Origin of the sequence: Amycolatopsis sp. lyj-109, from assembly GCF_046548995.1 — a bacterium.
In the GTDB taxonomy this organism is placed as follows: domain Bacteria; phylum Actinomycetota; class Actinomycetes; order Mycobacteriales; family Pseudonocardiaceae; genus Amycolatopsis.
The window spans coordinates 161509-174810 of sequence record NZ_JAJPWR010000011.1; the positions used below are offsets into that span (position 1 = coordinate 161509).

At 70.7% G+C, this 13302-nt stretch carries 12 protein-coding genes; 8 read left to right on the top strand and 4 right to left on the bottom strand.

Features of this window, described 5'->3' with window-relative positions:
• The first annotated feature begins 14 nt into the window (after positions 1-14).
• On the top strand, positions 15-650 hold the full coding sequence (locus ACLJQF_RS25220; protein ID WP_410612117.1) for a class I SAM-dependent methyltransferase: 636 nt from the start codon (positions 15-17) through the stop codon (positions 648-650).
• Positions 651-721: 71 nt separating this feature from the next.
• Entirely contained in the window at positions 722-1591 is an 870-nt protein-coding gene (locus ACLJQF_RS25225) for an SGNH/GDSL hydrolase family protein (RefSeq protein WP_410612119.1), read from the top strand.
• On the opposite strand, the gene ACLJQF_RS25230 is transcribed toward ACLJQF_RS25225, so the two are convergent.
• Both ACLJQF_RS25230 and ACLJQF_RS25235 read right to left on the bottom strand, forming a co-directional pair.
• On the bottom strand, positions 1575-2351 hold the full coding sequence (locus tag ACLJQF_RS25230; protein ID WP_410612120.1) for an alpha/beta fold hydrolase: 777 nt from the start codon (positions 2349-2351) through the stop codon (positions 1575-1577). The two genes, ACLJQF_RS25225 and ACLJQF_RS25230, sit on opposite strands and share 17 nt — an antisense overlap.
• 12 nt (positions 2352-2363) lie before the next feature.
• Positions 2364-3125 carry an alpha/beta fold hydrolase gene (locus tag ACLJQF_RS25235; protein ID WP_410612121.1) on the bottom strand — a complete coding sequence of 254 codons (762 nt, stop codon included), beginning with the start codon at positions 3123-3125 and terminating at the stop codon, positions 2364-2366.
• A 70-nt stretch (positions 3126-3195) separates the two neighbouring features.
• On the opposite strand from ACLJQF_RS25235, the gene ACLJQF_RS25240 reads away from it, so the two are divergent.
• A complete protein-coding gene (locus tag ACLJQF_RS25240; protein ID WP_410612123.1) occupies positions 3196-4098 on the top strand; it encodes a LysR family transcriptional regulator in 903 nt (300 codons plus the stop codon).
• Between the two features lie 82 nt (positions 4099-4180).
• Here ACLJQF_RS25240 and ACLJQF_RS25245 read toward each other — a convergent pair whose 3' ends face one another.
• Complete coding sequence (locus tag ACLJQF_RS25245; RefSeq protein WP_410612125.1) at positions 4181-6802, bottom strand: valine--tRNA ligase; 2622 nt, start codon at positions 6800-6802, stop codon at positions 4181-4183.
• A gap of 56 nt (positions 6803-6858) precedes the next feature.
• On the opposite strand from ACLJQF_RS25245, the gene ACLJQF_RS25250 reads away from it, so the two are divergent.
• The 5 genes from ACLJQF_RS25250 to ACLJQF_RS25270 all read left to right on the top strand — a co-directional run bounded on the left by ACLJQF_RS25250 (position 6859) and on the right by ACLJQF_RS25270 (position 12479).
• Positions 6859-7152 (top strand): hypothetical protein, encoded by a 294-nt coding sequence (locus ACLJQF_RS25250; protein ID WP_410612127.1) that lies wholly within the window; start codon positions 6859-6861, stop codon positions 7150-7152.
• Positions 7153-7202: 50 nt separating this feature from the next.
• Positions 7203-8201 carry a hypothetical protein gene (locus ACLJQF_RS25255; RefSeq protein WP_410612129.1) on the top strand — a complete coding sequence of 333 codons (999 nt, stop codon included), beginning with the start codon at positions 7203-7205 and terminating at the stop codon, positions 8199-8201.
• Positions 8202-8307: 106 nt separating this feature from the next.
• Positions 8308-8745: a MarR family winged helix-turn-helix transcriptional regulator gene (locus ACLJQF_RS25260; protein WP_410612130.1), complete on the top strand. Its 438-nt coding sequence runs from the start codon at positions 8308-8310 to the stop codon at positions 8743-8745.
• 65 nt (positions 8746-8810) lie between these two features.
• Positions 8811-10112 carry an MFS transporter gene (locus ACLJQF_RS25265; protein WP_410612132.1) on the top strand — a complete coding sequence of 434 codons (1302 nt, stop codon included), beginning with the start codon at positions 8811-8813 and terminating at the stop codon, positions 10110-10112.
• 42 nt (positions 10113-10154) lie between these two features.
• Positions 10155-12479, top strand: coding sequence for an FdhF/YdeP family oxidoreductase (locus ACLJQF_RS25270; protein ID WP_410612134.1), 2325 nt, complete (start codon positions 10155-10157; stop codon positions 12477-12479).
• On the opposite strand, the gene ACLJQF_RS25275 is transcribed toward ACLJQF_RS25270, so the two are convergent.
• A complete protein-coding gene (locus ACLJQF_RS25275) occupies positions 12470-13051 on the bottom strand; it encodes a hypothetical protein (protein WP_410612136.1) in 582 nt (193 codons plus the stop codon). The two genes, ACLJQF_RS25270 and ACLJQF_RS25275, sit on opposite strands and share 10 nt — an antisense overlap.
• Positions 13052-13302: the final 251 nt, after the last annotated feature.

A 13302-nucleotide genomic window follows, 5' to 3' on the forward strand; every position in this document is an offset into this window, starting at 1 on the left:
GGCACTCTCGACGCATGCCGTTCAACCACAACGACCACTACCACCCGCTGTTGCTGGACCTGCTGCCGCCCGGTCCGGGGATCGCGCTGGACGTCGGGTGCGGTACCGGCCGGTTCGCCCGGCGGCTGGCCGCGACGGGCATGGCGGTGGAGGCGGTCGACGTCTCGGCGGCGATGGTCGAGGCGGCGGCCGGGCTGGGGTCGCCGGGGCCCGGCGAGATCGTCTACCGGCAGGCCGACATCACCACAGGCACCCTGCCCGAGGCGCACTACGACTACATCTCGTGCCTGGCGTCACTGCACCACATGCCGTTCGAGACGGTCACCAAGCTGCGCCGCGCGCTGGTGCCGGGCGGGGTGCTCGTGGTGCTGACCCCGGCCCGGCCGAGCAGCCCGCGGGACTGGGCGCGCGAGGCGGCCGCCGTGCCGCTGAACGCGCTGGCGCGGCTCGTCGTCCACGCCGCGGAACGGCTCAACGGCGGCGGCGACGGCGGGCCGCCGGCCCCCACACTGCTGCGGTTCCCGACGATCGCCGAGCTGCGCCGCGAGTCGGCCCGGCTGCTGCCCGGGAGCACGGTCCGGCCGTTGCTGTTCTGGCGCACCTTGATCACTTACCGTGAACACGGCGACGGTGACCCGACTGGCGGGTGAAGTCCGGCCCCTCACTGTCCGGCGCTCGCTACATCTGGAAGGAGCGTTCCGCAGAACAGAACGGGGTCTTCATGCGCACCACCCGGCTGCTCGTCGCCGTCTTCTCGGCAGCCATCCTGCTCACCACCGCCGCGACCGTTGCCTCGGCCACGGAATTCCATCACTACGTCGCTCTCGGCGACTCCTACACCTCGGGGCCGTTCGTTCCGGCGCAGCGGCTCGACCCGCTCGGCTGCGGGCGGTCGACGGCGAACTACCCGTCGGTCGTGGCGGCGTCGCTGGCGCCCGGCGAGTTCACCGACGTCAGCTGCGCCGGCGCCAACACCACCGCGATGACCCGGCCGCAGAAGGTGCCGTTCAACGGCACCAACGCCCCGCAGCTCGACGCCCTGCGGATCGACACCGACCTGGTCACCCTCGGCATCGGCGGCAACGACTACGGCGTGTTCGGCAGCCTGACCGGGACGTGCCCGGGGCTGCGGGCGGGCGACCCGACCGGCAACCCGTGCGAGAAGCACTTCACGTCCAACGGCGTCGACACCGTGGGCACGGCCATCACCTCCATCCAGCCGCGGATCGCCGCCGTGCTGGCCACGGTCCACCAGCGCTCGCCCGGCGCGCGGGTGCTCGTCGTCGGCTACCCGCGGATCGCGCCGGAGAACGGCTACTGCCCGGACCTCCTCCCATTCGCCGACGGCGACTACGCCTGGCTCAACCGCGTCGAGTCCGACCTGAACCAGGCACTCGAGGACGCGGCCGCGAACGGGGACGCGGAGTACGTCGACGCGTTCGGCCCGTCCCGCGGCCACGACGCCTGCGCACGCGGCGGGTCGGCGTGGATCAACGGCAAGAACCAGGACGTCTTCGCCGCGGCCGCCTACCACCCGCTGAAGGCCGGAATGGCGGGCGTGGCGGCAGTGGTGCTCAAGGCGTTGCGCTGACGAAGTCCAGCACCAGCCGGGCGAACTCGTCCGGCAGCTCGGCCGGGGCACCGTGCCCCGCGTCGATTTCGGCGGCGCGCGCGTCCGGGATCGCGGCGGCCAGCGCCCGCTGCTGGTCCGCCGTGACTATCCGGTCGTGCGCGCTGCCGAGCACCAGCACCGGCGCGGTGATCCGGCCGAGCACGGGCCGCAGGTCGACGGCGCGGTCGGCCTCGATCTGCCGGTCCGCGCCGGGCTGGAGCACCGTTTCCAGGGTTTTGACGAGCTGTTCGTTGCTCTCGGCGGTGGCCTGCGCCCAGTAGCGCGGCCCGAAGGCCATCAGCGGGAGCATCCGGGCGAAGGTCCCGGTTTCGAGCAGGTCCAGCCAGTAGCGGAACTCGGCGTCCTGCCGGACGTCGGTGACCGGCCAGGCGGCGTGCAGGACCGCGTTCCGGACGCGGTCCGGGCGGGTGCCGGCCAGGTGGGCGGCCACCACCCCGCCGAGCGAGTGTCCGACGACGTGGGCGGTTTCGAATCCGGCGTGGTCCAGGACGGCTTCGGCCTGGGCGGCGAGGGCGCCGACGGTGATCGGGCCGCCGTCGTCGGTCGTCAGGCCGGAGCCGGGGAAGTCGGGCGCCAGGACGGTGAAGCCGTCCGCCCGCGCGGTCAGCGGCCCCCATTGCTCGCGGGACGCGGCGGTGCCGTGCAGCAGGAGCAGCGCCGGGCCGTCGCCGGTCCGGTCGTAGTGGACGACGGTGTCTCCGAGCGGCACTTTCGGCATGGTTCGTCCCCTTCAGGCGATGTCACGGAGGGCGGCGGTGAACGCGCGCGGGTTTTCCTGGTGCGGCACGTGCCCGCAGCCGGCGAGCACGTGCACGCGGGCGCCGGGCGTTTCCGCGGCGCAGCCGCGCGGCACTTCGAGCGGGATCTGGGCGTCCAGCTCGCCGTGCAGGTAGGTGATCGGGACGGCGAGGTCCTTGAGCCGGGGCCGCGGGTCGTAGGTGGTGCATTCGGTGAACAGCTCGTCGATGTAAGGGCCGGAGTCGAGCAGCTGGCGGACGGTCCAGTCGACGAGTTCGCGTGCGGCGCCCGCGGCGAACCAGCCCGGCACCCAGCCCGCCACCGTGCCTGCCCGGTCGTCGACGAGCTGGGTGCGCAGGTCAAGAACCTGGCCGAGCATGCCGGTGCTCGGCCAGTACCCGGGGCCGTCGACCACGACGACGTGGTCGACGAGGTCCGGCTGGGCGAGCGCCAGCTCGGTGGCGAAGATGCCGCCGATGCTCGACCCGACGACGGTGGGCTCGATCTTCAGCACCTCGACCACCTGCACCAGGTCGGCGGTGATCTGGGCGATGGTGTTGCCGTCGGCGGGGTGGTCCGAGCGGCCGCACCCGCGCCAGTCGAGCGTGACGACGCGGTGGTCACGCACGAGATCGGGCAGGCACGAGTACCAGACGCGGCCGCTGGTTCCCCAGCCGTGCAGGAGCAGCAGGGCCGGGCCGGTGCCGGCGTCTTCGTAGTGGAGCCGGGTTCCGTTGACGTCCAAGTAGGGCATGACTCGAGCTTGGTGCCCGGGTTCGCGCTTTTCGATGAGCAGTCCGCTCCTACACTGATCACGAAGCCTGATGAATGGGGTCGTGGTGGAGCTGCGTCAGCTGAGGTATTTCGTGACGGTGGCGGAGGAGCTCCACTTCGGCCGCGCGGCGGAGCGCCTGCACATCGTCCAACCGGCGGTGAGCCAGCAGATCCGGCGGCTGGAGCGTTCACTGGGCGTGTCGTTGTTGTCGCGCACGACGCGAAGCGTGTCGCTGACGGAGGCGGGGCAGCGGTTCCTGCCCCAGGCGCGGGCGGTGTTGGCGGCGGCCGAACGGGCGGTGGACTCGGTTCTGGAGTTTCGTCCTCCCGGGGACTTGATCCGGTTGGGGACCAGCGAGGGGTTGGGTGACCGGCTGAACTCCTTGCTTCGCGCCTTCGCCCGGATTGCTCCGTCGGCGTCGTTGGAGTTGCTTCACGCGCCCACTCTTCAACGGTTGCAGCGGGTGCGAGACGGGTCCTTGGACGCGACCATCGTGCGGGGTTCCTGGCCTTCTTCCGGGCTCGACTTCACTCCTTTGTGGATGGACGAGGTCGTGGTGGCGTTGCCCTCGACGCACCCGCTGGCCGCTTCCGCCGAGGTTTCGTTCGCTTCGCTGGCGTCGCTTCCGGCGCGGCTGAGTCCGCCTTCGCGCAATCAACCCCTGTACGATCTGGTCGTTTCGTGTTGCCGCGAGGCCGGGTTCGAGCCGGAGCTCGGGAAGGAATTCACGACGGCGCAGGACACGCTGGGGACACTGGGGTTCGGGCGTCCACACTGGACGGTGTTCTACCGGGCGCACGCCAACCTGCTGCCGGTACCGGGGGTGGTGTTCCGGCCGCTTCGGGATCCTTCACCGCGGATGCCGACGTACCTCGCCACGCCCGCAGACCGGCGAGTGACGCCCGAGGTGGTGGCGTTGATCGAAGCCGCGCGGGAGACGGCGGCCGACTGAGCAGCCCCCGTTTTCCACGCTACCCGAGGGGTACGACGAAGCCCGGCACTCCGCGAGGGAGTGCCGGGCTTCCATCCACAACTCAGGAGGCCGGAAGAGCCGCCAGCCGGGCCGTGATCCGGTCGATGTCCGCCGCCGCCGTTTCCTTGCGGGTTTTGATCTTCGTCACCACCTGCTCCGGGGCCTTCGCGATGAATGCCTCGTTGCCGAGCTTCGCCTCCGTCTGGGTCAGCTCCTTCCGGGCCGCCGCGAGGTCCTTCTCCAGCCTCTTGCGCTCGGCCGCCACGTCGACCGTTCCCGACAGGTCCAGCTCCACGTTCACCACGCCGGCCGGCAGGGCCACCTCCAGCGATGCGCTCGCCGCGAAGTCGTCCGCCGGCTCGGTCAGCCGGACCAGCGACCGGATCGCCGGCTCGTGGCCGCCCGCGTAACCCGCCAGGCGGGCCGCCACCTTCTGGCCCGGCTTCAAGCCCTGGTCCGCGCGGAACCGGCGGATCTCCGTCACCAGCTTCTGGACGTCCGCGATCCGGGCGTCGGCCGCGGCGTCCGCGTAGCCCTCGAACGGGACCGGCCAGGCTGCGACCACCAACGACTCGCCGCCCATCAGCGCGGTCCAGAGCTTCTCCGTGATGAACGGGACGAACGGGTGCAGCAACCTGAGCACCGTGTCCAGTACGTGTCCCAGGACCGAACGGGTCGCCGAAACTCGCGAAGAATCCCCTTGGTACAGCTGGACCTTCGCCAGCTCCAGGTACCAGTCGCACAGCTCGTTCCAGGTGAACTGGTAGAGCGCGCCCGCCACCTTCGCGAACTGGAAGTCCTCGAACAGGCCGTCCACTTCGGACACCAGCGCGCTCAGGCGGCCGAGGATCCAGCGGTCGGACTCGGTCAGGTCAGCGGCCGGAGGAAGCGAGGACGAGACCGAAGCCCCGTTCATCATCGCGAACTTCGTGGCGTTCCACAGCTTCGTGCAGAAGTTGCGGGAGCCCGCCGCCCACTCGTCGGCCAGTGCCATGTCCGTGCCCGGGTTGGCGCCGCGGGCCAGGGTGAACCTGGTCGCGTCCGCGCCGTACGCGTCCATCCACTCCAGCGGGTCGATCACGTTTCCGCGCGACTTCGACATCTTCTTGCCCTGCGCGTCGCGGATCAGGCCGTGCAGGTAGACGTGGTCGAACGGCTGCTTGCCGTCCATCTGGTGCACGCCGAACATCATCATCCGGACGACCCAGAAGAACAGGATGTCGTAGCCCGTCGAAAGCACACTGGTCGGGTAGAAGCGAGCCAGGTCTTCGGAGTCGGAAGGCCAGCCCAGCGTCGACATCGGCCACAGGCCCGAGGAGAACCACGTGTCCAGCACGTCCGGGTCCTGCGTCCAGCCGGCACCGGACGGGGGCTGCTCGTCCGGGCCGACGCACACCACTTCGCCGTCCGGGCCGTAGTACACCGGGATGCGGTGACCCCACCACAGCTGGCGCGAGATCGTCCAGTCGTGCATGTTGTCGACCCAGTCGAAGTAGCGCTTGGCCAGCTCCGGCGGGTGGATCTTGGTGCGGCCGTCGCGGACCGCGTCGCCGGCCAGCTTGGCCAGCTCCTCGACCTTGACCCACCACTGCAGCGACAGCCGTGGCTCGACCACCGTGTCGCAGCGCGAGCAGTGCCCGACCGCGTGCACGTACGGCCGCTTCTCCGCGACGATCCGACCGGCCTCCCGCAGCGCGGCGACGACCGCCGGGCGCGCCTCGAAGCGGTCGAGACCCTCGAACGGCCCCGGCGCGGTGATCTCCGCGCGCTCGTTCATGATCGTCAGCATCGGCAGGTCGTGGCGGCGGCCGATCTCGAAGTCGTTCGGGTCGTGCGCCGGGGTGACCTTCACCGCACCCGTGCCGAACGCCGGGTCGACGTGCTTGTCGGCGACGATCGGGATGCGACGGCCGGTCAGCGGCAGCTCGACCTCGGTGCCGACCAGGTGCGCGTACCGCTCGTCGTCCGGGTGGACGGCGACCGCGGTGTCGCCCAGCATCGTCTCGGCGCGGGTGGTGGCCACCACGATCGCGTTCGCGCCGTCGCCGTAGCGGATCGACACGAGCTCGCCGTCGTCGTCGTTGTGGTCGACCTCGATGTCCGACAGCGCCGTCTGGCAGCGCGGGCACCAGTTGATGATCCGCTCGGCGCGGTAGATGAGCCCATCGTCGAAGAAGTTCTTGAACACCGTCTGGACGGCCTTCGAGAGGTTCTCGTCCATGGTGAACCGCTCACGCGACCAGTCGACGCCGTCGCCGAGGCGCTTCATCTGGCCGAGGATCTTGCCGCCGTACTCGGCCTTCCACTCCCAGACGCGCTCGACGAACTTCTCGCGGCCCAGGTCGTGGCGCGAAAGGCCCTCGCCGGCCAGCTGACGCTCGACGACGTTCTGCGTCGCGATGCCCGCGTGGTCCATGCCGGGCAGCCACAGCACCTCGTAGCCCTGCATGCGACGGCGGCGGCTCATCGCGTCCATCAGGGTGTGGTTGAGCGCGTGGCCCATGTGCAGCGAACCGGTTACGTTCGGCGGCGGCAGTACGATCGAGAACGGCGGCTTCCCCGACGAGGCGTCGGCCGTGAAGTACCCGGCCGCTACCCAGCGGTCGTACATCGGTGCTTCCTCGGCGGCCGGGTCCCAGGCACCCGGAAGGTCGGTGGTCTGCTGCGGAGCGTTCTCGGTCACAATGGACAAGTCTACGAACCCGTCACGGCGGGTCACCCAGGGGGAAGGCACTCGGGATGACACAGCCTCAGCAGCCGCAGGATCCGGACGATCGGCGCATCGAGACGCACCCGGACCTGATGAACCCGGACTGGCAGAAGTACGCCGCGCAGGACGCCTGGCTGGGCGCGAAGAAAGACCTCAAGAAGCGTCGCAAGCGCGAGCGCCGTGCGGGTGGTTACCGGCAGCCGGGGCAGAGCCGCTGGCCGGGCGTGCTGGCCCTGCTCATCGTGGTCGGGCTGGTCGCCGCGGCGATCATCGTGCACCAGCTCCAGGGCGTCGGCGTCAACGAATTCGCGTACTTCGGGTAACGCTCGTCCCCTGTCGTCGATGATCTGACGTCGACCTTGGGGGGACGCACGTGGACGAGGACAACCTGATCGACTCGCACCCGGACCTGATGGACCCGGAGTGGCGCAAGCACGCGCAGAAGGACGCCTGGCTGGGTTCGAAGAAGGACCGCAAGCAGTTCCGCAAGCAGCAGAAACGCGCCTCGCGCGGCCCACGCCGGCGCTGGTGGATCTTCGCGGTGTTCGTGCTGATCCTGGGTGTGACCACGGCAGCGATCGTGCTCGTCGGCCGGCGGCCCGCCCACGACGCCGCGCCGCCGAACCCGACGTCGGTGCCGGACGTCGCCCCGGTCGACCTGGCCCGGCCGTACGCGCACACCCCCGCCGACGTCTGGCCGAAGGGCATCGACGGCATCACGTCCCCGGCCGCGGCCGCCGTCGGCGCCTTCAAGACCGACGCGGTCGCCGCCGCCTACGCGAAGGTCAAGCAGGCCATCACCGCCGCACACCTCGACCCGGCGGTCCTGACCGGGCACGACGGCAAGGCGTACGCGGCCTTGTTCGCCCCCGACGACCGCGACCAGATCCTCCCGGAGCTGGCCAAGAAGCCGACCAAGCACCACGGCGGCTTCGCCGGCTACGTCACCGAGATCGCGGACGGCTACCACCTGCTCGACGCGGGCCCCCGCACCTTCGGCACGCTCACCGCGCGTGCCGGCGACAAGCCCGGCGAGCTGGTCGTCGAAGCGAAGTACGCGGTCGCCTACGCGTTCGACCACGCCCATCCCAAAGAACTGATGAGCCCCGCCGAAATCGTCACGTTCCGGCGCCTCGACGAGACGTACGTGCTCCGAAGTGGCTCGTCGTTCGAGAAGACCAGCCATGGCCTCTGGCTCGACAACACGACGAGCGCGTATTCGTCGGTGGGCTGTGCGGCGGCGAAGGACGGCTACCTGGCGCCGGGCTACGCGAACCCGCCGTCGGCCGCGCCGCCGACCGGCGACCACGACGCGCCCGGCTACTACGACCCGAAGTACCCGGTCCCGACCCTCGACGGCTGCCCGGCCTGACGAAGTTCGTGAAGGCCACCTTGAGGAACTTGTACTTCCTCAAGGTGGCCTTCACGAACCTGAGCCCCGAAATGCACAGCCTGGACTGCACAGCTAAACTGTGTACATGGGCGAAGTATCTCCGCACGTGGCCGAAAGCGCCGGCTGGATCCGCGGGGTCGTCGGGCAGCTGCACCGGCGGCTTCGGCAGGTCGACAACGCCGGGGTCCTGACCCCCTCGCAGTCGGCCGTGCTGAACCGGCTGCTCCGCGAAGGCCCGGCCACCCAGGGTGAGCTGGCCGCCGCCGAGCACGTGCGGCAGCAGTCGATGGCCGCCACCCTCGGCGTCCTCGACGAGCTCGGCTACCTCGCCCGCACGCCCGATCCGGCCGACCGGCGGCGTGTGGTGATCAGCCTCTCCGACGCCGGCCGCGACACCGTGCGCGGGATCCAGCAGCACCGCGACGAGTGGCTGGCCCAGGCCCTACTGGACGCACTGTCCCCCGCCGAACTCGACGCCGTCACGCGCGCGCTTCCGCTGCTCCAGCGCGTCGCCGAACACTGAAGGAGCCCCTCACGAGCACCGTCACCGCCCCCGCCGGGTTCGGCGCCCGCCTGGTCACCCCGCTGGTGGCCGGCGCGGTGCTCAACCCGATCAACTCCACGCTGATCGCCGTCGCCCTCGTGCCGATCGGCCAGAGCTTCGGCGCCGGCCCCGGGCAGACGGCCTGGCTGATCTCGGCGCTCTACCTGGCCACCGCCGTCGGGCAGCCGGTGGTCGGCCTGCTCGTCGACCGCCACGGCGCCCGCCGCGTCCTGCTCGCCGGCGCGAGCCTGGTGATCGTCGCGGGGATCGCGGGCATGATCCCCCTTTCCGTCGGCTGGCTGACCGGCGTGCGCGTCGTCCTCGGCCTGGGCACGTGTGCCGGGTTCCCGGCCGCGATGGCCGTGCTGCGCCACCACGCCGAAGCGAGCGGCCAAGGCGTGCCCGCGCGGGTGCTGTCGCTGCTGTCGATGTCCGCCCAGACGGTGATGGTGATCGGCCCGACCCTGGGCGGCGTGCTGATCGGCCTCTTCGGCTGGCCCGCGATCTTCGCGGTGAACATCCCGCTCGCCGGGTTGTCGCTGGTCCTGACCCTGCTGTGGGTGCCGGCGGACGACCGCGGCGAGCGCACCGCCACTCGGATCGACGTGCTCGGCATCGCGTTGTTCTCCGCGACGCTGCTCGCGCTGCTGTTCTTCCTGATGGACCCCGGCGCCGAGGTCTGGCTGCTCGCCATCGTCGCCGCCTTCGGGACCGCCTTCACGCTGGTCGAGCTCCGGCGCGACGCGCCGTTCCTCGATCTGCGGATGCTCGCGGCCAACGGCGCCATCCTGCGGACCTACCTGCGCCAAGCGCTCAGCTTCATGGCCATCTACGCGATCATGTTCGGGTACGCCCAGTGGCTGGAGACCGCGCGGCAGCTGTCGGAGGAGGCCGCCGGCCTGATGCTGCTGCCGATGTCGGGCACCGCCGTCTGCGCCGCGGCGTTCTCCGGGCGCGCGTCCGGCATCAAGGCGCGGCTGGTGACCGTCGCGGTGGCCCTGGCCGGCGGCTCGGCCCTGCTGCTGCTCGTCCACGACGGCACGTGGGCCGGCGCGCTGCTCGCCCTGGCCGCGTTGTTCGGCCTCGCCCAGGGCCTGACCAGCGTCGCGAACCAGACGACGCTGTACCGCGAAGCGCCCGCCGAGCAGATGGGCACCGCGAGCGGCCTGTTCCGCACGGCCCAGTACCTCGGCGCGATCGTGGCCTCGACGCTCATCGCGCTGTGCTATGGCCCGCACGCCGACTCCGCGGGCCTGCACCGGCTGGCCATTGCCCTGGTCGTCATCAGCGCGCTGCTGCTCGTGGTCACCGTCACCGACCGGGGTTTGCGCGCCGCACACGCGTGACCCCGGTGGCCGTGCCCGATCATCGAGGCGCACGATGAACACATGACCCGTGAAGCGCCGGCGCAGGACGTGGACGAAACCCGCCTCGAGGTGGGCAAGCCGAAGGGCTGGGCGGCCGGGATCCCCGGCGTCGCCGTGTCGCTCGCACGCAGCGTCGAGCAGATGGGCACCGGCCGGACGATCAAGGCGCTGCGGCTGCTGAACCAGCGCGAAGGCTTCGACTGCCCGGGCTGCGCGTGGCCGGAACCCCGCGAGGCCGACGGCGAGAAGCGCAAGCTGGCCGAGTTCTGCGAGAACGGCGCCAAGGCCGTCGCCGAGGAAGCCACGAAACGGCGGGTCGACCGGGAGTTCTTCGCCGCGCACCCGATCGCGGACCTGGAAACCAAGACCGACTACTGGCTGGGCCAGCAGGGCCGGATCACCGAGCCGTTCGTGCTGCGCGAAGGTGCCACGCACTACGAGCCGATCTCCTGGGACGACGCGTTCGAGCTGGTCGCGGGCGAGCTCAAGGCGCTGACCGACCCCAACGAGGCGATCTTCTACACCTCCGGCCGCACCAGCAACGAGGCCGCGTTCCTCTACCAGCTGCTGGTGCGCTCCTTCGGTACCAACAACCTGCCTGACTGCTCCAACATGTGCCACGAGTCTTCGGGCGCGGCACTCTCGGCCACCACCGGCGTCGGCAAGGGCTCGGTGAGCCTGGCGGACATCCACCGGGCCGACCTGATCGTCGTCGTCGGGCAGAACCCGGGCACCAACCACCCGCGGATGCTCTCGGCGCTCGAGGAGGCCAAGGGGAACGGCGCGCAGATCATCGCCGTGAACCCGCTGCCCGAGGCCGGGCTGATGCGGTTCAAGAACCCGCAGAACGTCCGCGGTGTCGTCGGCAAGGGCACGCCCCTGGCCGACGAGTTCGCCCAGGTCCGCCTCGGCGGCGACCTCGCGCTGTTCCAGGCCGTCGGGCACCTGCTGTTGGCCTGGGACGCCGAAGCGCCCGGCGCGATCGTCGACCGCGAGTTCGTCGAGCGGGTCACCGAGGGCTTCGACGACTACGCGAAGCACCTGCGGGAGATCGACTGGCCGAAGGTCGAGCGCGCGACCGGCCTCCCCCGCACGCAGATCGAGCGCGTCGCGCGGATGATCGCCTCCTCCCAGCGCACCATCTACTGCTGGGCGATGGGCCTCACCCAGCACAAGCACGCGGTCCCGACGATCTCCGAGATCGCGAACCTCGCCCTGATGCGCGGGATGATCGGCAAGCCGGGCGCCGGCCTGTGCCCGGTGCGCGGGCACTCGAACGTCCAAGGCGACCGGACCATGGGCATCTGGGAGAAGATGCCGCAGTCCTTCATGGACGCCCTTTCCGCCGAGTTCGGCATCGAGGTCCCGCGCGAGCACGGCTTCGACACCGTGGACGCGATCCGGGCGATGCGCGACGGCCACGGCAAGGTCTTCTTCGCCGTCGGCGGCAACTTCGCGTCGGCGACGCCGGACTCGGAGCTGACCGGGAAGGCGCTGCGCTCGTGCTCGCTGACCGCGCACGTGTCCACGAAGCTGAACCGCTCGCACGTCGTGCACGGCCGCACCGCGCTGATCCTGCCGACACTCGGCCGCACCGAGCGCGACGTCCAGGCGAGCGGTGAGCAGTTCGTCACGGTCGAGGACTCGATGTCGCAGGTGCACACCTCGCGCGGGCGGCTGAAGCCGGCGAGCGAGCACCTGCTCTCCGAGGTGGCCATCGTCTGCCGGCTGGCCGAGACGCTGTTCGGCGCGGGTCACGCCGTGCCGTGGCGGACGTTCGAGACCGGCTACGACCTGATCCGCGACCGGATCTCGCGGGTCGTGCCGGGCTGCCAGGACTACAACCGCCGGGTCCGCGAACCGGACGGGTTCGTGCTGCCGCACGCGCCGCGCGACTCCCGCGAGTTCACCGGGACCGCGAACGGCAAGGGCAACTTCACGGTGTCGGAGCTGGAGTACCCGCAGGTGCCCGAGGGCCGGCTGCTGCTGCAGACGATGCGCAGCCACGACCAGTACAACACCACGATCTACGGGCTCTCGGACCGCTACCGCGGGATCGAGAACGCCCGCCGCGTGGTGCTGGTGAACCCGGACGACCTCGCGGCCCTCGGCCTGGCCGACGGCGCCGTGGTCGACCTTGTTTCGGAGTGGCGCGACGATCCGGAACGGCGCGCACCGGCGTTCCGGATCGTCGCCTACCCGACCGCGCGCGGCTGCGCGGCGGCGTACTTCCCGGAGGCGAACGCGCTGGTGCCACTGGACTCGGTGGCGGACAAGTCGAACACGCCGGTGTCGAAGGCGATCGTCGTGCGGCTCGAACCGGTCCGGGCGGAACCTCAGCCCTGAAAGTCCTTCTGCAGCGTGCTGGTCATGTCCGTGACCACGGCTTGGACGTTGTCCAGCGTCGCGGCCGGGATCAGCGCGGCCTCGGTGCCGCCGTCGGCGATGGCCACGCCGAGCACGACGTTCCCGGTCCGCACGGCGGCCCACTGCTCGGAGAACCCGGCCTCGTCACCGACCCCGGTGGCGAGCCGGACGCCCGAGTGGTCGCCGAGCGCGTCGGTCATCAGCTGGCTGGCCTTGGCGGCGGCCTCGTCCACGTCGGACTGCGTGAAGCGCACGACGGCGATCGTGACGAGCCGGTAGTCCTGCAGGTTGGGCTTGCCGCCGCCGAGGTCGCGCGCGAACAGCCGGCGGCAGGTGGTGATCTCGTTGCCCTCGCTGGCGTGGTCGTCGGGGATGACCTTGGCCTCGGCGGCCTTCACGGAGTCGACCGGGATCTCGACGGTTCCGGGCGCGAGCTGCGCCTCTGCGTTCGGCCCTGGCAGCCGGCAGGCGTCGATCGCGCCCGGGTAGTGCACCGAAGCGGACGCCGACTGGCACCCGGCACAAAGAACGGCTGAAGCGAGGATGGGCAAGATCCACCCACCCCGGGTGACGCTGCTGCGCATAAATTCCGGACTTTCCGTATTCCCTGAAATCAATTTTCCAAGATCGCCCACCGATCGGGTGAACTTTCGGCCGCCGCGTGGTCCTGCCCGCGGTGACAGTCACCGCACCCTGCCTCACCAGTGCGGCAGCGTCAAGACCACTGACCCGGGTGGTCCACCGTGGTCCAGTGCGGCGATACTCACGGGGAATTCCCCCGCATTTCAGGGATTCGACGGAA